Source organism: Stenotrophomonas sp. YJH_SMC_131 (assembly GCF_059367975.1).
Genome location: NZ_JCAFRJ010000009.1, coordinates 91841 through 112505, shown reverse-complemented (window position 1 = coordinate 112505; position 20665 = coordinate 91841). Strand labels below are relative to the sequence as shown.

Below are 20665 nucleotides of genomic sequence, written 5' to 3'. Positions count from 1 at the left end.
TCTCAGTGCTGCGACTGGTTGACGACAATCGAGGTTCCCTGCTCGTGCCGGTTGAAGGTCATGGTCATTTCCTGGCTGCCCTTGCTGTAGCGGACAACGCACTGCAGCGCGATCATCGAACAGCCCGCAGGGCCGGAACTTCGGCTCCAGCCGTCCGCAGGGAGGCGGCTGGCATAGAAGGCATCGGTCTGGAACGGAGACAGCGTGCTTTCCATGGACAGGCTGCGCCCGGGCGTGTCCAGGTAGGTGATGTCATTGATCACCTGCGTCCCGGACGGTTTCGGGAAATCGGCGCCGGCCGCGGCATCGGGCTTGCGCTTGAGCAGGCGTGTAATGCCGATCTGTGACTGGCTGCCACTGCCCTTGGCCGATACCTCGATGGTCACGTAGTACTCGCCGTGTGCGTGGCCGATCACGGTCTTGCCGCCGACCTCGTTGATCACGGTCTGCCCGGGCCATTCGCGGTTGTAGTAGCTGACGATGGACGACACCGGCAATGCGGACGTGAAGCGCGAGATGCGCATGGGCAGGCCGTTGTAGAGCATGTCCTTGGCCACCCACTCGCTCTGCGCGCCCTCGGGCTCGGGAATGTCCGGCCAGGACGCGGCCAGCGCAGGCCAGGCGAACAGCAGCGCGGCCAGTGCCGCCAGCAGGTCAACGCGACGGCGCATAGGCAGGCAACTTGTCGACAGGCACCACGTCGGGCGCGATGTAACCGGGATCAAGCCTGCTCAGCGTCCCGATCATCGGGATGCCGGAGAGGCCGTCAAACGCCTTGGCGATGCCCGCCATGTGCTGGGATGGCACCAGTGGCTTGACCTGCGCGATCACCGAGCGTGACGAGTTGACCTTGAGCCCGGAACCGGCTGCATTCCAGGGGTCGGCCAGCACCACATGGGTGGCCTGCAGCTTCAGGCCCAGCGAATCGAAGGGTTCCAGATAGGCGGCAGCACTGCCGTTGGCACTTTTCAGATCCTGCACATCCAACCGCAGCTGGGCCTGGGTCAGGCCGTTGCGGTTGGGCGGGAACGAACCGAACATCGAGGTCACGTCGCCGATCTTCTTCATCATGCCGCCTGCCGACGTGCTGGTGTAGGAGACCAGGGCGAGGTCACCGCGCCGCACCAGCGGCTGGTTGGAGAAGGTATTCATCAGGACGTCGCCGACGGCGGCATCGCGTGCGCCGGTCTGCGCCTGGCTGACGATGGGATCGTTGGCACGCCCGAAATAGCGGTCGACGGCAAGATCGCGCTGGCGGCCGCTGGCCGGCAGCTTGTAGTCCGGCGATACGGTGGCTTCCCAGGCGATCGCGCGCGCGGCCTGCTGGGTGGCCTGGCGGGCGTGGATGTACTTGGCCAGGATCGGGATCAGCAGGAAGATCGGCACCAGCACGGCGCAGAGCACGGCGACTTCGGTGAGACTCTGGCCGCGCTGGCGACGCGCGCCGCGGAATGGGCGTTCCCTGTCCATGGCTACCTCAGCAGGTCATCGTTGGGAGGACGGTTCGCGCGGTACCTCGAGGTCGCCGCGTTCAAAGGGTTGGCCCACCGTCATGCGCTGCGTGGTCAGGCGGGTGCCATTGCCGTCGAGGGGTTCCTGCTCCAGGACAATGGCGTAGCGGCTCGGCCGGTAGTCGTTCAGTGCACCGGGGGTAAAGCCCCAGCTGGCACCAGCCGACCACACGCACTGGCTGAACCGTCCGTTCTCGTCCTTCCACACGTTGCACGGCTGGCCAGCGACCCTGCGGTTGCCCGCGCGCTGGAAGCCCGGCGAGGCGCTGCCTTCGTCGGCTTCGGCGGCAAAGCGGGTGAGCCCGTCGCTGTCGGCGGGGGACTGGCTACGCTCTCCCGTTGCCAGATCGACCTGCTCCACGCCGGAGGCGCTCTGGGTCTCCTGCAGGCCGGTAGCCTCCAGCCGGAACTGGCAGCTGGTCGCAGGGCCATCGTTGAGCAGGCGCCACTCGCGGGTACGGAACACTTCCTCTTTGCTGGAAAGCCAGGCTTCGTAACGAACGGTTCCCAGGCGGGCGACATCGGCGTCATCCAGTGCGCGGGTCGGCAATCCTGCCGCCTGGCAGTCGCTCAGTGCCTGCTGGTAGCTGGTGCGCGCCGCGTTGCGTCCATCCACCAGGGTTTCGGCAATCTGGTCAAGATGGATGCCCGGCATGTTCCTGGCAGCGGCGGGCTCGCCGTTGTCCGCCGCGCTGCCACAGCCGCTGATCAGCAGTGTGGCGATCGACAGGTGCAGGCGATTGAAAACAGCAAACGTCATGGCATCAAGGCTCCGGCTGCCGCCAGGGCAGCCTTGGTGGTGGCATCGGTCTTGACCAGTCGTGCCTGCCAGTAAGGGCTGAACAGGTTTCCGGTTTCACGCTTGCGGTCATCGCGGCTGAACATGCGCAGCTGCACCGGGCGGTCGAAGAACACCTGCGCGGAGGAAAGTGCGGCGATCTTGTTGTTGGCCATCCTGTCCGGCAGTTCCATCTGCGAGCCGGCCGGGGCGCCGATGCCGGCGCCGGACGTGGTGCGCGCGCTGGTGCCGGCGGTCTCGGCATAGATGGTGAAGACCGGGCCGACCTTGTCGCGGTCACGATCATTCTCGGCGTAGGGCTGCAGTGCCTGCCCGGCCTTGACGTCGTGATAGTCGCGCAGGCCGTTGTAGCCGGTGAAGAAGGCCTTGCGATGCTGGCCATTGGCGAAGCGCACGTTGGCATCCTGGCTGCGGTCGACAATCCACGCCGCGCCACGATTGCGGCGCACCGCTTCGCCATACGGGCGGTAGCGGCGGCGGTCCCAGTCCGAGTACCAGCCGTTGCCGTTGCCGAAGCCGTTGAGGAAGCGCTGGTTGCGATAGCTTTCCACGGCCTGCGCACCGCCCCAGCCGACCGGAATATCGATATCGGAAAGCGGCCATGGCAGCGGAAGCTCGACGGCCATGGTATCCAGCGCTGCCCATCGGTTGTAGTCGACCATGTCGGTGCCGCCGGACTGCACCAGGAAGCCGAGGAAATCATCGCTGCGGCTCTTGCTGAAGCCATCACGCGACTGCATCACCACATTGCGGAAGCGGTCGGCGCCCTGGCGCTGCGTGGCCGAGCCACCGTTGGCGGTACGGGGAATGCTGTAGCGCTGCAGCAGCCGGTTCTCGGCCGTGGCCAGTTGCGTGCCGAGCACCGCGGTTCCGATGGTGCCCAGTTGTGCCTGCGGTGAGTTCCGCTGCAGCACATCCTTGGCGATGGTGTAGCTGTCCAGCCGCGATACGCCCTCGATGACGAGCTGCACCGAGGCGGCGAACATCATGTTGAGCTTGTCGATGGCGATGATGGCCGCGTGCGCGACAGGCTGGAACGTCTGGCGGGTGACCTTGAGAATGCGTTCGGCGACCTTGAAGGCGGTTGCCAATGCCTTGAACACCACGCCGATGTAGGGAATGGCGGAGAGCACATCCAGCGTGGTGCGGATGACGATGGAGGTGGTGTGCATCTGGTTCAGCCACGAATAGAGGCTGATCGTCTGTGCCACGGCCACTTCGTTGGCAACGCGGGCACGGTTCATGTAGGCCGCGTAGTTCAGTGCGCGTGCCTGCTGGATCGCAACGCTGTAGGCGGCGGCGTCAGCCGCATTGACCAACTCCACCTTCTTGTTCACCACCTGCCCTGTGTTGAACAGCAGGACAATCCCGATGCATAGAACCAGAATGAGTGCCAGCCCGAGAACCATTGCTTGGCCGGCGACCGTTCGGTGGCTGGAAACGCCCCGGGCCGCACGGCTTCGTGCCAAAGCCAATGCGCTGCGCATAACGAATTCCTGGGCCGGAGGCCATGGCTGCCCGTCGCGCGCCGCGTGCGGTGCGCGCAGGGAGATTATGCTGGGAGGGCCCTGGCGGCTTCATGCCGCCAGGGCTGGGGTATTACTTGTTCTTGTACGCGTCCATGCCCTTGGTCTTGTCAGCTTCCTGCTGGGCGCTGTTGGCCTGGTTCTTGGCGCGGTTGATCGACTGCGTCGCGCTCTGGCCGGAAAGTTCCTTCGACATGCCTGCCACCTGGCTGCGAACCGTGCCTCCGAAGAAGGTGACGGCTCCGATCGCGGCGATGGCGATCAGCGCGGTGATGATGATGTACTCGGTCATGCCCTGACCGGCCTGCTTACGGGAAAAACGGATGTGACGACGGCTGCGTTCCATGTATTTCCTCCTTGATGGCAGGAATCCTCCCGGGTGTGCGGGATATTCGGCGTGTCCGCTGGGGGATCCTGATTAATGGCAGGGCGAGGTAAAGACAGGAAGCTCACACCCTGGTTCGTCGAAAATTTGTCGCTTGTTCGAGAACGGGGCCAAGCCTATCGACAGAAAATTGACGATACAAGTCAGGTTTTTCCGATATGCAATGAAATATTTGAAAATGTGATGCACATTGCAGATTAACAATTGTCTGCACATAATCACGTCAAATTTGAGCTAGATGCACCGCTTTTCGTTAAGGAAATTAACACTTAACTGACATATTTGTGTCACGCAGGCGGCTTGTGGTGCCGGAATATTGGCGCGCTACAGAGGGCGCGTGCACGGCCTGCTTCTTGTTCGAACGGGATGAGAGATCCGCGTGTTTTTATCTCGTTGCATCCGCGGCAAAACAAATGACCGTGCGGCGCGGAAAAGAAAAAAGCACATGCAGGGCATGTGCTTTTTCCGGAGTGCTTCAACGCAGTAACGTCGTGGTGATATCAGCGCTTGACCAGTTCCACGCGACGATTGGCGCGGCGCCCTTCTTCGGTTGCGTTGTCGGCGACCGGCTGGCTCTGCCCATAGCCTTTCGCGCTCAGGCGTTCGGCTGCGATTCCACCGCCGACAAGACGCGTGCGCACCGACTCCGCACGCGCCTGCGAGAGCGTCTGGTTGTGCGATTGGCTGCCGCTGTTGTCGGTGTGTCCTTCAACGGAAAGGCGAAGCTGTGGGTCGGCCTTCAACAGCTGGGTGACCTGTGCGATCTGCGGTTCCGAATCGGGCAGGATCTCGGCCGCGTCGGTTGCGAAGTTCACCTGGATGGATACCTTGCCACTGCTGTCCAGTGCCTGTTTCAGCGTGTCCGCTTCAATGACCTTGGCCGTGATCTGCACCGGTTTTGTCTCTGCGACGAGCAGGCCGCCGGAGTTTCCACCCGAGCCCAGGTGAATCCAGATATCGCGATCTTCGCGATGGATGACATAGGTTTCTGCGGGTTCGTTGTAGATGTCGCCGATGCCGCCGACATAGGTGGTCGCCGCCTTGCTGTTGCCGATGTCACGCGATGCATCGGCCGGTATGGTGCCGGAGAAAATGCGCTTGCCCCCCAGGGCCTCGACCAGGCTCTGTACATTGCGGCTGAGCTCCAGCTGCGAATAAGGGTGATCGCTGCTGCTCTGCAGGACCGAAGAATGAACCTTGCCTTCAATCCATTCCACGCGATCGCCGGTCCAGAACGGTACGCGATCGAATTCGCTGTCTACGACGTCCTGGCTGGTGTAGCCCTGCGGCAGTCCGAGATAAGGGAAGCTGCCGATCGTTGCCTGCGATACGGGCAGCTCGGCAACATTGAACGCTGCGGCCTTCTGGCTTCCATCCGTGGCCGCAGCCGCCTGCGGTGATGGTTCGGCTGCGGTGCTGGAAGGTGCGGCCGAGGAAGCGCCACCCTCTGCAGGCGCTTCGCCAGCGCGCTTGCAGGCACCCAGTGCCAGTACCAGGCTGGCGGCCAACAGGCTCGCGCGCACTGCGGACATCGTCGATCCGTGCTTCTGCGTCATGAACGCACCTGCTTCATCAGTTCGTTGCAGACTTCGCTGGTGGGCTTGTACTGGCCCTTCTTCCAGGCATCGGTGATCTTCTTCTGTGTCTGCGCTTCGGCCGTGTCATAGGCCTGGTCGAAGCCTGCTTCGGCGCCGAACACGGTTTTTGCCTGTGCCTTGTGGCTTGCGCGCAGCTTGGCGGCCTGTTCCGGGGTTGCGCCGCACGCCAGGGCATTGCCTGCATGCGTGCCTCCCAGTGCGCCGAACTGCGCCGCACCGCCGCCCTGTGCGACTGCGGTGCCGCTGCCGATCAGCAAGGCGGAGGTGATCACTAGCTTCGTCATGAAATACCGCATGTTGATGTTCCTCATCCGGCCCGATAGCGGGCATCAATCCCCTGTGGCCCGAGCATAGCAACAGGCAGTGAGTGCCAGCGTGTCGTTGCATCGCCACGGCACGGCCAGTGGTCAGGGCGTGGACAGGAAGCGCGGGGTGCCACGACGTGGGGCAGATCCTGTCGTTGGACGGCCATCGAACGTGGAAGCGGGACGGTCGACCAGGCATCCCCGCACGACGGAAACCCATTGATGGATCTGGAGCAACAAGCCCCTCTGTTGAGGGGCTGCCCCGACAGGGGCGGGGAGAGGCCGGCAAGGGGAGGGGCCCGAACGTTGCGCAGCAACGTCTGGGGTGAAGCGCGCGCAGCGCACTTCGCATCTCCCGCCAGCGGCTTCTGCGAGGTACAACCGACCAGGCATCCCCGCACGGCGGAAACCCATTGATGGATCTGGAGCAACAAGCCCCTCTGTTGAGGGGTGCCCCGACAGGGGCGGGGAGAGGCCGGCAAGGGGAGGGGCCCGAACGTTGCGCAGCAACGTTTGGGGCGAAGCGCGCGCAGCGCACTTCGCATCTCCCGCCAGTGGCTTCTGCGAGGTACAGCCGACCAGGCATCCCCGCACGGCGGAAACCCATTGATGGATCTGGAGCAACAAGCCCCTCTGTTGAGGGGCTGCCCCGACAGGGGCGGGGAGAGGCCGGCAAGGGGGGGGGGGCCGAACGTTGCGCAGCAACGTTTGGGGCGAAGCGCGCGCAGCGCACTTCGCATCCCCCGCCAGATAACTGAAAAAGGCTGCCCGAAGGCAGCCTTTTTCAGTTATCTGGCGGAGAGAGGGGGATTCGAACCCCCGAAGCGCGGTTTAGACGCTTACACACTTTCCAGGCGTGCTCCTTCAACCACTCGGACACCTCTCCGGATCCCTGCCATCGGCAAACGCCTCAGCAGGGGCGCAGATTCTAGCGGGCGGCGCGGCCGGACACAAGCACCCCGATCGACGGCGTATCCATGGCCATGGGTGGCGAGGGGGCTGGACAGGCATGGCACAATGGAACATCCGATGGAAAACGGTGGCCTGATGTCCTATCTCGTCCTTGCCCGCAAGTGGCGTCCGAAGCGTTTCGCCGAGCTGGTGGGCCAGGAACACGTGGTCCGTGCGCTCAGCAACGCGCTGGACAGCGGCCGGGTCCACCACGCGTTCCTGTTCACCGGCACCCGCGGCGTGGGCAAGACCACCATCGCGCGCATCTTCGCCAAGTCGCTGAACTGCGAGCAGGGTACCAGCGCCGACCCGTGCGGCCAGTGCGCGGCCTGCCTGGACATCGACGCCGGCCGCTACATCGACCTGCTGGAAATCGACGCCGCGTCCAACACCGGTGTGGATGACGTGCGCGAGGTGATCGAGAACGCGCAGTACATGCCCTCGCGCGGCAAGTACAAGGTCTACCTGATCGACGAAGTGCACATGCTGTCCAAGGCGGCGTTCAACGCGCTGCTGAAGACGCTGGAAGAACCGCCGGAGCACGTGAAGTTCCTGCTGGCCACCACCGATCCGCAGAAGCTGCCGGTCACCGTGCTCAGCCGCTGCCTGCAGTTCAACCTCAAGCGCCTGGATGAAGACCAGATCCAGGGCCAGATGACCCGCATCCTGGCGGCGGAAGCGATCGAGGCCGATGGCAGCGCCATCGTGCAGCTGGCCAAGGCCGCTGACGGCAGCCTGCGCGATGGCCTGTCACTGCTGGACCAGGCGATCGCCTATGCCGGCGGCGCGCTGCGTGAGGACGTGGTGCGCACCATGCTGGGTACCGTGGACCGCACCCAGGTGGCGGCGATGCTCGATGCGCTGGCCGACGGCGATGGCCCGCGCCTGCTGCAGGTGGTAGCCGCGCTGGCAGAGTTCTCGCCGGACTGGAGTGGTGTGCTGGAAGCGCTGGCCGAAGGGCTGCACCGCATCCAGGTGCAGCAGCTGGTGCCGGGCGCTGCCGCGGCGGAAGGCCTGGATGTCGCCGCATTCGCCGAGCGCCTGCGCCCGGAAGTGGTGCAGCTCTGGTACCAGATGGCCTTGAATGGCCGCCGCGACCTGCCGCTGGCACCCAGCCCGCGCGCGGGCTTTGAAATGGCCGTGCTGCGCATGCTGGCGTTCCGTCCGGCCGCAGCGGTACCGCCGGTGCCGAAGGCCGTCGACGGTGCGTTGGGCGGCACGCCGGGTGGCAACGCTGCCGGTGGTGGCGCCGGTACCGGTAGCCGCGATGCGACGCCGGCCGCTGCTGCCGCTTCGGGCAGCCCGGCGGTAGCGGCGCAGGCAGCCGCGCCGGTGCAGGCCGCGCCGCGCGAACCTGAACCCGAGCCCGAACCGGCCCCGCAACCGGAACCAGATCCGACGCCCGAGCCCGAGCCGGTTCCGGTGGAAGAGCCCGTGTCGCCGCCGCCGGTGAAGGCTGAGCCACAGGCGCCGGCGCCTGCCGTCACTGCAGAGGCAGGCGACGACCTGCCGCCGTGGGCCACTGACGAAGCCGAGGCGCGTGACGAGGCATTGGCGGCCGAGATGTCCGGCCCGGACGCCGCCATGGCTGCGCCCTGGCACGAACCGCCGGCTCCCGTCGCGGCTCCCAGCGAGCCTGCGCCGCCCGAGCGCCCGTTCCGCGCCGAAGGCATTGCCATTGCGCCGGCCGAACATGCCAAGCCGGCCCCGGCGCATGCCGCCGCGCCGCAGGAAGGTGTCAGCGAGCTGGCCACGGCCGAAGACTGGCTGGACCTGGTCGCCAACAGCGGCCTGAGCGGCCCCTCGCGGCAGCTGGCCGCCAACGCCGCCTTCATCAGCTGCCAGCATGGGACCTTGAAACTGGGCCTTTCGCCCGGATTTGAATACCTGCGCTCGGAGCGCGCGCTGGCTGCCTTGGGCGAGATGCTGCAGAAGGCCCTCGGCCAGGCGCCGAAGATCGTGGTCGAGACCGTGGAAACCGAACACGTTCCGGCCGAGACCCTGCATCAGCGGGCCGACCGCCAGCGTGGCGAGCGGCAGCAGGTGGCAGAGGCCGTTTTCATGGACGACCCGGAAGTGCAGGTGCTGATCCAGCAGCACGGTGCCCGGGTTGTTTCCGATTCCATCCGTTCTTTTGACGAGTAAGACACCATGCGCGGAAACATCGCCCAACTGATGCAGCAGGCCCAGAAGATGCAGGAAAACCTGCAGAAGGCCCAGGAAGAAATCGCCAAGATCGAAGTGACCGGCAGTGCCGGCGGCGGCATGGTCAGCGTGACCCTGACCGGTGCCAAGGAATGCCGCAAGGTGCGCATCGACCCGTCGCTGACCAGCGACCCGGAGATGCTGGAAGACCTGATCGCCGCCGCCTTCAACGACGCTTCGAACAAGATCGACGCCGAGTCGAAGTCGAAGATGGGTTCGGCCACCGCCGGCATGCAGCTGCCGCCGGGCATGAAGCTGCCGTTCTGATTGCCAGCGTGGCACCCGTGCAAGCGGGTGCCACAGAATCTGTAGCTGTCGAGCCTGCTCGACGCCATGAAAGCATGCCGCCGTGTCCGCACCCCTGCTTGAACAATTGATCGACGCACTGCGGGTGCTGCCTGGCGTGGGCCAGAAGACCGCACAGCGCATGGCGTACCACCTGCTCGAGCGCGAGCGCGAAGGTGGCCAGCGACTGGCCGAAGCCCTGGCGCTGGCGGTGGAGCGCATCGGCCACTGCGCGCAGTGCCGCGACTTCAGCGAAACCGAGCTGTGCCCGACCTGTGCCAACAGCAGCCGCGAGCGCAGCCAGCTGTGCGTGGTCGAATCGCCGGCCGACCGCCTGGCCATCGAAAACGCCACCGGCTTCCGCGGTGTCTACTTCGTGCTGCAGGGCCGGCTGTCGCCGCTCGATGGCATCGGCCCGCGCGAGCTGGGCCTGGAGCAGCTGGAGCAGCGTCTGGCCGAAGGTGAGGTGCAGGAGCTGATCATCGCCACCAGTGCCACCGTCGAAGGCGAAGCCACCGCGCACTACCTGGCGCAGCTGGCGCGCGCGCGCAAGGTGCAGCCCAGCCGCCTGGCGCAGGGCCTGCCGCTCGGCGGCGAACTCGAATACGTTGACCGCGGCACGCTGTCGCACGCGTTCGGCACGCGCAGCGAATTCCGCGACTGAGCGCTGTCCGGGCAGCGCCCGGCGTGTCCGGCCTACAATGCGGAAGACATCCCGCCGAGGCCGACCATGAGCAACGAAACCCTCTTCAGCAAGATCATCCGTCGCGAGATCCCGGCCACCATCGTCTACGAGGACGACGAGGTGCTGGGCTTCAAGGACATCGCACCGCAGGCGCCGGTGCACGTACTGTTCATTCCGAAGAACGAGATCATCCCGACCCTGGACGACCTGCAGCCGTCGCAGGCGCACCTGATCGGGAAGCTTGCCCTGGCTGCCGCCGAATATGCGCGCCGCGAAGGGTTCGCGCAGGACGGCTACCGCATCGTGATGAACTGCCGCGAGGATGCCGGGCAGACCGTGTTCCACATCCACATGCACCTGCTGGCCGGTGCGCCGCTGGGGCATTTCGGTACGCCGGGGCGCTGAGCGCCCGGCATCCACCATTGCCCGCAGTGGATCCATGCGATGCGTGGATGAAAAAAAGGCCGCCCGAAGGCGGCCTTTTTCGATCACGCATGGCCGGTGGCGATCACCACCAGCCCCAACGGCCGTAACCACCCCAGTACGGGCCATACGGGCCCGGGCCCCACGGGCCATAGGGGTAGGGCACCACATCGACCTGGCGCTGTTCCGGCCACAGGTAGATCACATCGGCCGACAGCTTCGGCAGGCGATAGTCGTACTCCCCGATGCGGGTGTTCTGGTAGCCGTCGATCTTGCCGATGAAGGTCACGTCGCGGCCGGCTTCAAACACGGCCGGGTCGTAGAAGCCGGCGCGGCAGGCAATGAAGCGGCCGTCGCTGGCGTCGGACGAGGTGGTGTTCGGGCGGCCACTGGCGTTGAGGGGGCGCGAGATCATCTGGAAGCAGGTCTCGCCCTGGCCGGGCTTGGTCTCGATGATGCGACCACCCCATCGGACCGGCGTGCCGACCTGCTGGGTGGCGACCGAGTCGCGCGGGGAGACCAGGCTGAACTGTCCCTGCAGCGGCTTGGGGGCCGTGGCGCAGGCCGACAGGGCCAGCGTGGCCACAGCGGTGAGGAGGAACTTGGTGTTCATGGGAAGGCTCCGGAAGTCGGGCGATGCCTGCGCAGGTCCCGCAATAATGAAGCGAGGTCGGTGCAAGTTCCAGCGTAACGCGCGTCGGCGAAACGCTGGCTGAGTGCCAGCAGGGCGGGGTCGGGGCGCACGGCGTGTACCCGTCGTGACCAGTCGCATGCCGTCTCGTGGGGGGCGCGGGCCAGGCCAAGGCGCGCATAGCGCCGCCCCAGCCGGTGCCAGGCGCGCAGCAGCGGGTCGCGCTCGCGCTCGCCGCGGGCCAGCAGCCAGGCCATCCATGCCAATGCCAGCAGTGCGGCGACCACGAAGCCGGCCACCAGCTGCGCCGGCCCGAGATCATCCAGCCCGAACGGCCTGAGCAGCTGCTGCTGACGGCGTGCGTCGAAGGAAAGCACCAGGTCGTTCCAGCCACGGCGCAGCCAGTCACCCATCTGCCCCAGCTGCAGCCAGCGCTGCTGCAGCGGGGTGTCCGTGCCGGCCTGCAAGCGGTCGTCCAGCGTGTCCAGGATGCGTTCCGGTGCCACGGCCGCAGTCGGGTCCACCCGGACCCAGCCGCGCTGGGGCAGCCAGACTTCGGCCCAGGCGTGGGCGTCCATGCGCCGCACTACCCAGTAGTCCCCGATGCGGTTGCGGGTGCCACCTGCGAAGCCGGTCACCACCCGGGCCGGAATGCCGGCGTTGCGCATCAGCACCACGAAGGCCGAGCTGAAGTGCTGGCAGAAGCCGGCCTTGTAGTTGAACAGGAAATCGTCGACCGGATCGCGCCCGGCCACCGGGGTATCGAGCGTGTAGGAGAAGTCGCGGGTGATCCACTGCAGCGCTCGGCGGACGATGGCTTCGTCATCGTTGCCGGCCTCCTGCCGCCATTGCCGTGCCAGCTGGGCGGTGCGCGGATTGAAGCCGGGGGGAAGCTGCAGCGCGGCACGGCGCAGGTAGGGCGACAGATCGGTGTCGAACCGTTGCGGAGGCGCCGAATGCAACCGCCAGCGGCTGAGCGCGGACAGCGTGCGGTCGCTGCGCAGGCTCATGTCCGCATCGAAACTGCTGCCTTCCGGTGCGCGGCTGGGCAGGTCCAGGGCCACCAGCAGGCGACGGTCGGTGGGTTCGTAGTCGATCTGGTAGTCCCATCCCTGTGCGTCGGCTTCGACCACGGGGGCGGGGCGCCGGGCCGTCGCGCGATCGCGGCTCCAGCGGTGGCCATCGAAGGAAGTCAGCACCGGGCCGCGCCAATAGCGCTGCGCGGGCTCGGGCACCGCGCCGAAGAACTGCACGCGCAGCGCCGGGGTGTCGTCGGCCATCAGGTCCAGCCATTGGTCCGGCGCCATGCTGTCAGCCAGGCCGGGTGTACCCACCGCTCGTTCGGGTACGCCCCACAACGGCGTGGACAAGCGCGGGAACAGCCAGAAGCAGGCCAGTGCCAGCGGCAGGCCGATGCCAAGCAGGCGGCCGACGCCGCGCAGTTGACCGTGCAGTGGCAGGCGTGGGCTGCGGCCCTCGTCCTGGGCCAGGCGTTGCAGGGCCAGCAGTGCGGCAACCGCGGCCAGCGCAGCCAGTCCCGTGGTCAGCGGGCCCTGGTCGAGCAGGAAGGCCGCGAACGGCGAGAACAGCGCGAAACCGAGCAGGCTGCGCGCATCACGCAGGTTGCGCAGTTCGCTGGATTTGATGGCCAGCATCGCCGCCAGCAGCGCACAGCCGGTATCACGCCCCGGCCGCACCATGCCCATCTGCCAGACGATGGTGGCGAGCATGGCCAGCACCAGCAGCAGGCGCACCGGCATCGGCAGCACCCGCCGCCAGGAAAGCGCAGCGGTCAGCACGGCGGTGATCGCGATCACGACGGCCAGCACCGGCGGCAGCTGCAGCAGCAGTGGCAGCAGCGCCAGCGCTGCGCTGGCCAGGGTCCAGCTGCGGGCGTTGCGATCGAGCAGGACGGCAGGCTCAGTCATGGGGCATCAGCGCCAGTGCGCGCAGGCACAGGTGGTGGTGGCTGGCGCCCTGGCCGGGCCCGAACGGGGGATGGGCTGGAAGCAGCAGCGTGTAGCGCCGGCCTTCGCGCTCGGCCATGTCGACCCAGCGTGCCAACCGCGCGATGCGTGCTTCATGGCCCAGCGGCGCCAGCGTGCGCCAGTCCAGCACAACTTCGATGCCGATCGGCTTCTCGTATTCGCGTACCAGCAGGCTGTCGCGGCGTGCCGAGTGTTTCCAGGCAATGCTGCGCGGGGCGTCGCCGGCACGATAGGGGCGCAGCTGGTGCAGCTCTTCGCCACTGGCATGGGCGCGGGTGTGCAGTGGATCGCTGCCACTTTCCGGAAGGGGTGGTGCCAGTGCCTCGGCCAGTGGATAAACCAGCAGCGGCTGCTCCGGCCACACCCACGACCATGCCCGCACCAGCCCCAGCGGCTGCGTGCTGGACAGGCGGATGCGCGGCAGTTCCAGCCAGCCGCGGCGCTCGCTGGGGACATCCAGCTCCACTTCGCCGCGACCGTGTGCAGGCAGTGCGACCCACGCCTCGCTTGCGCCCAGCTGCAGGTGCAGCCCGTGGCGCGCGCGCGGGTCGCGCAACGACAGGTCCACGCGCAGGCGCAGGGGGTGCCCGGCCGGAACCGGCTCGGCGGAGATTGCATCGATCTGTATGCCGGACAGCTGCAGGTGCGCGGCAATGGCGCTGGCGATCGCTGCTGCGGCCAGCAACAGTGCCAGCAGCAGGGCCGGGTTGTTGTTGTAGTTCAATGCGCCCAGCAGCATCGCCGACAGCAGGGTGGCGACGAACAGGCCGAAGCGCGTCGGCAGTACATAGATGCGATGGCGATCCAGTCGCTGCGGCAGGGCTTCGGGCCTGCGTGGGCGTGCCAGCAGCTGCATGCGTGCCCAGCGTGTGGCCACCTTCAGTCCACCGCGACGGTCTGCAGGATCGCCCGCGCCAATGCCGGCCCGGAGCTGGATTCGGCCTCCGCCACCAGGCGATGGCCGGCCACTGCCACGAACAGGGTCTGCACGTCTTCGGGCACCACATGCCCGCGGCCGAGCAGTAGTGCATGCGCCCTGGCGGCACGCAGCAGGGCCAGCCCGGCGCGCGGTGACAGGCCCACGCGTACGCCGGCATGCTGGCGGCTGCGGGTCAACAGTGCCTGCACGTAGTCGATCAGCGCGTCGCTGGCGTGTACCTGGCCAACGGCTTCACGCAGCGCACGCACCTGGGTGTCATCCAGCTTCGGCACCGCGCGGGCGATCAGGTCGCGGCGATCGCTGCCACGCAGCAGCTCGCGCTCGGCCTGCACGCTCGGGTAGCCCATCGCCAGCCGCAGCAGGAAACGATCGAGCTGCGAATCCGGCAACGGGAAGGTGCCGGACAGGTCGACCGGGTTCTGCGTGGCGATCACGAAGAATGGATCGGGCAGTGGATGCGTCTGTCCATCCAGGGTGACCTGCTGCTCGGCCATCGCCTCCAGCAACGCACTCTGCGTGCGCGGCGGTGCGCGGTTGATCTCATCGGCCAGCAGCACGTGGGTGAACACCGGGCCGGGGTGGAACTGGAACTGGCGGCTGCCGGCCTCGTACACCGATACGCCCAGTACGTCCGCCGGCAACAGGTCGGAAGTGAACTGCACGCGCTGGAAGCTGAGGCCGAGGCTGCTGGCCAATGCATGCGCCAGCGTGGTCTTGCCCAGCCCGGGCAGATCTTCGATGAGCAGGTGGCCGCCGGAAAGCAGGGCGACAAAGGCCAGCCTGACTTCCGGCACCTTGCCCAGTACCAGTGCGTTCACCTGATCCTGTGCCTCCCGCAGGGCCTGGCGCAGTTGATCGGTTAGCATGCTGGGATTGGGGGACGAGGCTGGCATGATCGTCTCAGGTCTGGAATCCACTCGATTATCCATAGAGCAATGCAAGGCGAACAGCGCGCGCGGGCAATATTTCTCTGGTTATGGACGCTGATCACAGCGGCCAAGCTGGTGGTGGCTGCACGCCTGCCGCTGTTCGTCGATGAGGCGTTCTATTGGCAGGAAGGCCAGCACCTGGCCGCTGCCTATTCCGACCTGCCGGGGTTGACAGCATGGCTTGCACGCCTGGGCGTGGAAATCGGTGGCCATCACGTGCTCGCATTGCGCCTGCCGTTCCTGGCCATCGGTGCGTTGCTGCCGTTGCTGGTGGTGCGCATCGCCACGCGCTGGTTTGGCAACGTCGCAGGGTGGCAGGCGGGCAGCCTGACCCTGCTGATGCCGCTGTCGGCCACGCTGGGCCTGCTGGCCGTGCCGGATGTGCCGATGGCGCTTGCGGCGGTGATCTGCCTGCAGGCCGGTGCGCGCCTGCTGCACAACGTGGATGCGTCGTCGGCGATGAAGCTGGCGCTGGGCCTGCTGATCGGTGCGCTCAGCCACTACCGTTTCATTGGCGTCATCGGTGTCGGCTTCATTGCGCTGCTGGCGCTGCCGCAGGGCCGCCGCATGCTGGCCGACCCGCGCGTATGGGTGGCGCTGGCGGTGGGTGTACTGGCCTGGCTGCCGTTGCTGGCGTGGAATGCGGACAACCATGATGCCGGCCTGAAGTTCCAGGTGGTCGAGCGCCACCCGTGGACGTTCGAGTGGGAAGGGCTGTGGTTCCTGGTGATCCAGCCGATGCTGGTGACGCCGATCCTGTGCATCGCGATGTGGAAGGTCGCCCTGGCGGGTACCCGCAGTGGTGGTGGTGTGCGGGTGCAATGGCGCTATTTCGGCCTGGTGGGCGGGGTGTCGACGCTGGGCATCTTCCTGCTGGGCTTCTTCACCGATGTCGAGCGGATCAGTTTCCATTGGCCGTTGCCGGGCTACCTGGCGCTGCTGGTGGCCGTGCCGGTGGTCCTCAACGGCTGGCCACGCTGGCTGCGCCGCACCGGCTGGTGGCTGGCAGCTGCAGGCACCGTACTGGCTTTCGGCTACTACCTGATGGCGTCCACGCCGGCGCTGCGCGAGCAGATGGCCGGCAGCAAGTACTACCCGCGCAACTTTGCCGGCTGGCAGCCGCTGGCCGTGGCGGTGCGCGACGAACTGCGGCAGATGCCGCCGGGCACGCGTGTGCTGGCGGGCAACTTCAAGGTCGGTGCCGAACTGGGCTTCCAGCTGGGCAACGGTGATATCGAGGTGTTGCCGCACCCGCTCAACGACAAGCATGGGCGGACCGCACAGCTGGCACAGTGGGGCCTGCTGCACGAAGGCCCGCGCAGTGCGCCGATGCTGCTGGTGCTGTCACCCAGCGACCAGCGCTACCGCGATCTGCTGGCGCGCTATCACGCGATCTGCGAGCAGGTGGGGCCGTTGCCGGCGCCGCGCGTGGTCAGCAGCGATCATGGTTTCCAGCGCTTCCTGCTGTTCCGGCTGCCGGTGCAGCGCGCGCAGGGGCCCTGCGTGACGCCGGCAATGGCCTGGCTGGATGCACCGTCCAACGGTGAGAAGGTCTCCGGAACGCTCGCCATCAAGGGCTGGGCATTCAAGGATGGGGTGGGGTTGGCGCGCATCGAAGTGCTGGTCGATGGCCATTCGATTGGCGATGCGCGCTACGGGCGCATGTTCGACATCCGCCACACCTGGCCGGACAGCACCGATCCGCAACATCCGGCGGTGGGCTTCGACGCATCGCTGGATACCACCACGCTGGCGCCGGGGCGGCATTGGCTTGGCCTGCGCCTGCACGGCCGCGACGGCAGCGTGGAGGCGTGGCAGGAGCAGCCGTTCGAAGTTCGTTGAGGTCCCCTGGTCCTGTAGAGCCGAGCCGATGCTCGGCTGCTTCTGCTACAGATGGCGGGCAGCCTAAAAAAAAGACGGCCGAGCAAGGGCTCGGCTCTACCGTTCACGGCACCGCGAATCCAGCCCTGCGCAGCAGGCCGCACACCGCGATCAGTGGCAGGCCGACCAGCGCGGTCGGGTCGCGGTTGTCGATTGCCTCGAACAGGCTGATGCCCAGGCCCTCGCACTTGAAGCTGCCGGCGCAGTCCAGCGGCTGCTCGGCGGCGACGTAGCGGATGATTTCCTGCGGGTCCAGCACGCGGAAGCGTACTTCGGTCAGATCCAGGGTGGCGAGGGATTCTCCATCCCGCCTGAGACTGATTGCCGTGTGAAAGCGCACCGTCTGTCCGGACATTGCCGCCAGCTGCGCACAGGCCGCCTCCGCCGTGCCCGGCTTGCCCAGCGGCTGGCCGTTCAGGTCGGCCACCTGGTCCGAGCCGATCACCCAGGCGCCCGGATGGCGGGCGGCCACGTCGGCGGCCTTGACGGCGGCCAGGCGCGTGGCCAGGGCCAGCGGGGTCTCGGCGCCCAGAGGGGTTTCATCCACGTCCGGGCGTGCGCAGTCGAAGGGCAGGCCCAGCCGTTCCAGCAGTTCGCGACGGTAGCGGGAGGTGGAGGCCAGGACCAGTGACATGTGACAATACCGGGGCAGGGCGCGGCAGTCTGGCCCCTCCACGGCGCCAGCGGCAAGTGCTGCAGGGCGGGCATTTGACAGCGGGCGGTGCGATCCTTAGTATTCAGCGGCTTATGTCCGCGAACGTGCCCGAAACGCTGGATGCCTGGCGGATGGTTGTAGCGCGAAGGCGCTTCGACGGTCAGGTCTCCCTGGCTGAATTGACCCGCCTGCAGGGGTTGGTCGCAGATACCGACGGCGAGTGTGTCTACTCGCTTGAATTCGGTCGCGACGACGTCTTGCGGGTATCCTATGTGGAACTGACCATCGACACCGCGCTGCCGCTGACCTGTCAGCGCAGCATGCAGCGATTCCTGTTGCCGGTGAAGGTGACCCAGAGGCTTGGCCTGATCCGCGACGAGGACGAGGAATCGTCCCTGCCGGAGGAATACGAGGCGTTGCTGGTGCCGGAAGACGGCCAGCTGCGTCCGCTGGATCTGGTCGAGGACGAATTGGTGCTGGCGGTGCCCGTGGTGCCGCTGTCGCCCGACGGTGAAGCAGTCGACAAGGACTGGGCACCGAGCGAAGAAGAAACGAAGAAGGCCAACCCGTTTGCGGCGTTGGCAGCACTGAAGAAACAATAGCAGCCGGATTGTCGTCGGCGGCTGCGGCGAAAGCGAAAGTGTGCTGGGCGCTGGCGTCCTGCGCGACGATACGACGAAGCAAATCGAACCGAGTTTGGAGCAATCCCATGGCTGTGCAGAAATCCCGTGTCACCCCGTCCCGCCGCGGCATGCGTCGTGCCCACGACGCCCTGAGCGCCAAGCAGCTGTCGACCGACCCGACCACCGGCGAAGTGCACCTGCGTCACCACATCACTGCCGACGGTTTCTACCGCGGCAAGAAGGTCATCCAGACCAAGACCTCGGCCGTCGAAGAAGATTGATGTGCCGGGAAGGCCGCTGCCTCCGGGCAGCGGCCTTTGCTTTCTTTCCCGGGCGTGCCGGTGATCGGCGGCCCGCGCAACAGGAAACATGATGAGCAAGCGGATCTATTCGAGGATCGCGGGCACCGGTAGCTATTTGCCGGAAAAAGTCCTGACCAACGCCGACCTGGAAAAAATGGTCGAAACCTCGGATGAGTGGATCCAGTCGCGCACCGGTATTCGTGAACGGCACATCGCGGCCGAAGGCGAAACCACCAGCGACCTTGGCTACAACGCCGCCCTGCGCGCGCTTGAAGCCGCAGGCATCGATGCCTCGCAGCTCGACATGATCGTGGTCGGCACGACCACCCCTGATCTCATTTTCCCGTCCACCGCGTGCCTGATCCAGGCCAAGCTCGGTGTGGCCGGGTGCCCCGCCTTCGACGTCAACGCAGCCTGTTCCGGCTTCGTGTTCGCGCTGGGTGTGGCCGACAAGTTCATCCGCTCCGGCGACTGCAAGCACGTGCTGGTGATCGGCACCGAAACGCTGACCCGCATGGTCGACTGGAACGATCGCACCACCTGCGTGCTGTTCGGCGATGGCGCCGGCGCTGTCGTGCTCAAGGCCGACGAAGACACCGGCATCCTCAGCACCCACCTGCATGCCGATGGCAGCAAGAAGGAACTGCTGTGGAACCCGGTCGGCGTTTCGACCGGCTTCAAGGACGGCGCCAATGGTGGTGGCACCATCAACATGAAGGGCAACGACGTGTTCAAGTACGCCGTCAAGGCGCTGGACTCGGTCGTGGACGAGACCCTGGCCGCCAACGGCCTGGACAAGTCCGACCTGGACTGGCTGATCCCGCACCAGGCCAACCTGCGCATCATCGAAGCCACCGCCAAGCGGCTGGAGATGTCGATGGACCAGGTCGTGGTGACCGTCGACAAGCACGGCAACACCTCCTCCGGCTCGGTGCCGCTGGCGCTGGATGCCGCGGTGCGTTCGGGCAAGGTCGAGCGTGGCCAGTTGCTGCTGCTGGAGGCCTTCGGCGGCGGCTTCACCTGGGGTTCGGCCCTGCTGCGCTATTGATAGTGCAAGTTACGACAATGTGAAGTCTTGTCGTTACGGCCCCTCCGGGGCCGTAACGCGTTTAAGGAGGACCTGTCATGGTTGAGCCCATCGTCATCGAAGGGCAACGTGCCTGGCTGAAGCAGTACGGCAAGGGAAGCCGGGCAATGGCCCTGGGCCTGCTCAATTTTGTTGCGCGCCGTTTCCATCTGGATGCGCTGCGCCCGCCGCCGCACCGCGGTGGCGACGCCGCACGCGAAACCGAGGCCCGCCGCCTCGCGGAACTGCAGGCGCAGGGTGTGAACGTGCCGGACGTACTGGGCACCGGTCATGCCGCGCTGGTGATCGGCGACAACGGCAGCTCGTTCAATACCTGCCTGCGCGAAGCCGACGAAGCCGGTCGCGATCAGCTGGTGATGGCGGCGATGCTGGCCATTGCTGAAGCTCATGCCCGCGGCGCCTATTTCGGGCAGCCATTGCCGCGCAACCTCACATGGGATGGCGAGAAGGTCGGCTTCATCGATTTCGAGGAAGATCCGCTGGAAGTGATGGATCTGTCCGAAGCGCAGGCCCGCGACTGGCTGATGTTCGGTTACGGCGTGGCCAAGTACTACGCCGACCGCCCCGGGCACCTGCAGGCGATGATGGCCGAGGCGATGGGTGACGTTCAGGCGCCGGTGCGCGAGCACGTGCATGCGGTCAGCGGCCGCCTGCGCAGCCTGGCCCGGGTCTGCATGAAGCTGGGCCGTTCGGCGCGCGCGCTGGCCCATTCCATCTTCATCGCCCACGGCGCCAGCACCGCCGGCGTGTTGATGCTGGTGGGCCTGTGCGTGGATTTCCTCGCCGACGGCGACCTGGACGTCCTGCAGCTGTTCTGCTGAGGCTGATAGGGGTCAGATCCCTTTTCCGCAGGAAAAGGGATCTGACCCCGTTGCGCTTGCCCGGCCATTCACCATACGCGTGCATACGCGCACGTACAGACGACACGGCATGTTCCCCCTTATCATGGCCCGCTT

The 20665-nt window shown here is 66.4% G+C and carries 21 protein-coding genes and 1 tRNA gene; 9 read left to right on the top strand and 13 right to left on the bottom strand.

What is annotated here, in order from left to right; translation table 11 throughout:
* Nucleotides 1-2 precede the first annotated feature (2 nt).
* From AC5P56_RS17625 to AC5P56_RS17590, 8 genes are all read right to left on the bottom strand, one after another.
* Nucleotides 3-671, bottom strand: coding sequence for a hypothetical protein (locus AC5P56_RS17625; RefSeq protein ID WP_014646172.1), 669 nt, complete (start codon nucleotides 669-671; stop codon nucleotides 3-5).
* Entirely contained in the window at nucleotides 655-1470 is an 816-nt protein-coding gene (locus AC5P56_RS17620) for a TadE/TadG family type IV pilus assembly protein (RefSeq protein ID WP_014036173.1), read from the bottom strand. The genes AC5P56_RS17625 and AC5P56_RS17620 overlap by 17 nt, the downstream gene beginning before the upstream one ends.
* Nucleotides 1471-1485: 15 nt before the next feature.
* Entirely contained in the window at nucleotides 1486-2271 is a 786-nt protein-coding gene (locus tag AC5P56_RS17615; RefSeq protein ID WP_014646173.1) for a hypothetical protein, read from the bottom strand.
* A complete protein-coding gene (locus AC5P56_RS17610) occupies nucleotides 2268-3719 on the bottom strand; it encodes a pilus assembly protein TadG-related protein (protein WP_495231836.1) in 1452 nt (483 codons plus the stop codon). The genes AC5P56_RS17615 and AC5P56_RS17610 overlap by 4 nt, the downstream gene beginning before the upstream one ends.
* 190 nt (nucleotides 3720-3909) lie before the next feature.
* Nucleotides 3910-4182: a hypothetical protein gene (locus tag AC5P56_RS17605; RefSeq protein WP_014036176.1), complete on the bottom strand. Its 273-nt coding sequence runs from the start codon at nucleotides 4180-4182 to the stop codon at nucleotides 3910-3912.
* Nucleotides 4183-4721: 539 nt separating this feature from the next.
* On the bottom strand, nucleotides 4722-5753 hold the full coding sequence (locus AC5P56_RS17600) for an OmpA family protein (RefSeq protein ID WP_032958215.1): 1032 nt from the start codon (nucleotides 5751-5753) through the stop codon (nucleotides 4722-4724).
* 20 nt (nucleotides 5754-5773) lie between these two features.
* Complete coding sequence (locus AC5P56_RS17595; protein WP_126411778.1) at nucleotides 5774-6103, bottom strand: hypothetical protein; 330 nt, start codon at nucleotides 6101-6103, stop codon at nucleotides 5774-5776.
* Nucleotides 6104-6917: 814 nt separating this feature from the next.
* Nucleotides 6918-7010, bottom strand: a tRNA-Ser gene (locus AC5P56_RS17590).
* Nucleotides 7011-7153: 143 nt separating this feature from the next.
* Here AC5P56_RS17590 and dnaX point away from each other — a divergent pair.
* The 4 genes from dnaX (at nucleotide 7154) to AC5P56_RS17570 (ending at nucleotide 10655) form a co-directional block, all read left to right on the top strand.
* Entirely contained in the window at nucleotides 7154-9220 is a 2067-nt protein-coding gene (dnaX, locus tag AC5P56_RS17585; protein WP_126411779.1) for a DNA polymerase III subunit gamma/tau, read from the top strand.
* A gap of 6 nt (nucleotides 9221-9226) precedes the next feature.
* On the top strand, nucleotides 9227-9547 hold the full coding sequence (locus AC5P56_RS17580; protein WP_005408298.1) for a YbaB/EbfC family nucleoid-associated protein: 321 nt from the start codon (nucleotides 9227-9229) through the stop codon (nucleotides 9545-9547).
* Between the two features lie 82 nt (nucleotides 9548-9629).
* Nucleotides 9630-10229 (top strand): recombination mediator RecR, encoded by a 600-nt coding sequence (gene recR / locus AC5P56_RS17575; protein ID WP_049441038.1) that lies wholly within the window; start codon nucleotides 9630-9632, stop codon nucleotides 10227-10229.
* A 66-nt stretch (nucleotides 10230-10295) separates the two neighbouring features.
* Nucleotides 10296-10655 carry a histidine triad nucleotide-binding protein gene (locus tag AC5P56_RS17570; protein WP_014646179.1) on the top strand — a complete coding sequence of 120 codons (360 nt, stop codon included), beginning with the start codon at nucleotides 10296-10298 and terminating at the stop codon, nucleotides 10653-10655.
* Nucleotides 10656-10758: 103 nt separating this feature from the next.
* Here AC5P56_RS17570 and AC5P56_RS17565 read toward each other — a convergent pair whose 3' ends face one another.
* From AC5P56_RS17565 to AC5P56_RS17550, 4 genes are read right to left on the bottom strand one after another with little or no spacing between them, the layout of a single operon-like run.
* Entirely contained in the window at nucleotides 10759-11286 is a 528-nt protein-coding gene (locus tag AC5P56_RS17565; RefSeq protein WP_014036182.1) for a Slp family lipoprotein, read from the bottom strand.
* Nucleotides 11283-13232: a transglutaminase TgpA family protein gene (locus tag AC5P56_RS17560; protein WP_495231835.1), complete on the bottom strand. Its 1950-nt coding sequence runs from the start codon at nucleotides 13230-13232 to the stop codon at nucleotides 11283-11285. Before AC5P56_RS17560 ends, AC5P56_RS17565 begins: the two co-directional genes overlap by 4 nt.
* Nucleotides 13225-14148, bottom strand: coding sequence for a DUF58 domain-containing protein (locus AC5P56_RS17555; RefSeq protein ID WP_049441032.1), 924 nt, complete (start codon nucleotides 14146-14148; stop codon nucleotides 13225-13227). Before AC5P56_RS17555 ends, AC5P56_RS17560 begins: the two co-directional genes overlap by 8 nt.
* Nucleotides 14149-14171: 23 nt before the next feature.
* Nucleotides 14172-15125 carry an AAA family ATPase gene (locus AC5P56_RS17550; RefSeq protein ID WP_032958559.1) on the bottom strand — a complete coding sequence of 318 codons (954 nt, stop codon included), beginning with the start codon at nucleotides 15123-15125 and terminating at the stop codon, nucleotides 14172-14174.
* 42 nt (nucleotides 15126-15167) lie between these two features.
* Between AC5P56_RS17550 and AC5P56_RS17545 the strand changes: the two genes are divergently transcribed.
* Entirely contained in the window at nucleotides 15168-17003 is a 1836-nt protein-coding gene (locus AC5P56_RS17545) for a glycosyltransferase family 39 protein (RefSeq protein ID WP_032958556.1), read from the top strand.
* Nucleotides 17004-17106: 103 nt separating this feature from the next.
* Here AC5P56_RS17545 and AC5P56_RS17540 read toward each other — a convergent pair whose 3' ends face one another.
* Nucleotides 17107-17676, bottom strand: coding sequence for a Maf family protein (locus AC5P56_RS17540; protein WP_111205519.1), 570 nt, complete (start codon nucleotides 17674-17676; stop codon nucleotides 17107-17109).
* A gap of 113 nt (nucleotides 17677-17789) precedes the next feature.
* Here AC5P56_RS17540 and AC5P56_RS17535 point away from each other — a divergent pair, with 113 nt between their 5' ends.
* From AC5P56_RS17535 to AC5P56_RS17520, 4 genes are all read left to right on the top strand, one after another.
* Nucleotides 17790-18299: a YceD family protein gene (locus tag AC5P56_RS17535; RefSeq protein ID WP_049404889.1), complete on the top strand. Its 510-nt coding sequence runs from the start codon at nucleotides 17790-17792 to the stop codon at nucleotides 18297-18299.
* A 107-nt stretch (nucleotides 18300-18406) separates the two neighbouring features.
* Nucleotides 18407-18601 carry a 50S ribosomal protein L32 gene (rpmF, locus tag AC5P56_RS17530; protein WP_004154640.1) on the top strand — a complete coding sequence of 65 codons (195 nt, stop codon included), beginning with the start codon at nucleotides 18407-18409 and terminating at the stop codon, nucleotides 18599-18601.
* A 91-nt stretch (nucleotides 18602-18692) separates the two neighbouring features.
* A complete protein-coding gene (locus AC5P56_RS17525) occupies nucleotides 18693-19670 on the top strand; it encodes a beta-ketoacyl-ACP synthase III (protein ID WP_014646186.1) in 978 nt (325 codons plus the stop codon).
* Between the two features lie 77 nt (nucleotides 19671-19747).
* Nucleotides 19748-20530 (top strand): BUD32 family EKC/KEOPS complex subunit, encoded by a 783-nt coding sequence (locus AC5P56_RS17520; RefSeq protein WP_046429200.1) that lies wholly within the window; start codon nucleotides 19748-19750, stop codon nucleotides 20528-20530.
* Nucleotides 20531-20665 lie beyond the last annotated feature (135 nt).

Excerpts from the sequence above, each read along its gene's own strand:
- AC5P56_RS17550 (WP_032958559.1), bottom strand. The coding sequence starts at position 15,125 with ATGCCAGCCTCGTCCCCCAATCCCAGCATGCTAACCGATCAACTGCGC.
- AC5P56_RS17520 (WP_046429200.1), top strand. The coding sequence starts at position 19,748 with ATGGTTGAGCCCATCGTCATCGAAGGGCAACGTGCCTGGCTGAAGCAG.
- AC5P56_RS17540 (WP_111205519.1), bottom strand. The coding sequence starts at position 17,676 with ATGTCACTGGTCCTGGCCTCCACCTCCCGCTACCGTCGCGAACTGCTG.
- AC5P56_RS17605 (WP_014036176.1), bottom strand. The coding sequence starts at position 4,182 with ATGGAACGCAGCCGTCGTCACATCCGTTTTTCCCGTAAGCAGGCCGGT.
- AC5P56_RS17555 (WP_049441032.1), bottom strand. The coding sequence starts at position 14,148 with ATGCAGCTGCTGGCACGCCCACGCAGGCCCGAAGCCCTGCCGCAGCGA.
- AC5P56_RS17625 (WP_014646172.1), bottom strand. The coding sequence starts at position 671 with ATGCGCCGTCGCGTTGACCTGCTGGCGGCACTGGCCGCGCTGCTGTTC.
- AC5P56_RS17600 (WP_032958215.1), bottom strand. The coding sequence starts at position 5,753 with ATGTCCGCAGTGCGCGCGAGCCTGTTGGCCGCCAGCCTGGTACTGGCA.
- AC5P56_RS17610 (WP_495231836.1), bottom strand. The coding sequence starts at position 3,719 with ATGGTTCTCGGGCTGGCACTCATTCTGGTTCTATGCATCGGGATTGTC.
- dnaX (WP_126411779.1), top strand. The coding sequence starts at position 7,154 with ATGGAAAACGGTGGCCTGATGTCCTATCTCGTCCTTGCCCGCAAGTGG.
- AC5P56_RS17620 (WP_014036173.1), bottom strand. The coding sequence starts at position 1,470 with ATGGACAGGGAACGCCCATTCCGCGGCGCGCGTCGCCAGCGCGGCCAG.
- AC5P56_RS17525 (WP_014646186.1), top strand. The coding sequence starts at position 18,693 with ATGAGCAAGCGGATCTATTCGAGGATCGCGGGCACCGGTAGCTATTTG.
- rpmF (WP_004154640.1), top strand. The coding sequence starts at position 18,407 with ATGGCTGTGCAGAAATCCCGTGTCACCCCGTCCCGCCGCGGCATGCGT.
- AC5P56_RS17595 (WP_126411778.1), bottom strand. The coding sequence starts at position 6,103 with ATGACGAAGCTAGTGATCACCTCCGCCTTGCTGATCGGCAGCGGCACC.
- AC5P56_RS17615 (WP_014646173.1), bottom strand. The coding sequence starts at position 2,271 with ATGACGTTTGCTGTTTTCAATCGCCTGCACCTGTCGATCGCCACACTG.
- AC5P56_RS17545 (WP_032958556.1), top strand. The coding sequence starts at position 15,168 with ATGCAAGGCGAACAGCGCGCGCGGGCAATATTTCTCTGGTTATGGACG.
- AC5P56_RS17570 (WP_014646179.1), top strand. The coding sequence starts at position 10,296 with ATGAGCAACGAAACCCTCTTCAGCAAGATCATCCGTCGCGAGATCCCG.
- AC5P56_RS17580 (WP_005408298.1), top strand. The coding sequence starts at position 9,227 with ATGCGCGGAAACATCGCCCAACTGATGCAGCAGGCCCAGAAGATGCAG.
- AC5P56_RS17560 (WP_495231835.1), bottom strand. The coding sequence starts at position 13,232 with ATGACTGAGCCTGCCGTCCTGCTCGATCGCAACGCCCGCAGCTGGACC.
- AC5P56_RS17565 (WP_014036182.1), bottom strand. The coding sequence starts at position 11,286 with ATGAACACCAAGTTCCTCCTCACCGCTGTGGCCACGCTGGCCCTGTCG.
- AC5P56_RS17535 (WP_049404889.1), top strand. The coding sequence starts at position 17,790 with ATGTCCGCGAACGTGCCCGAAACGCTGGATGCCTGGCGGATGGTTGTA.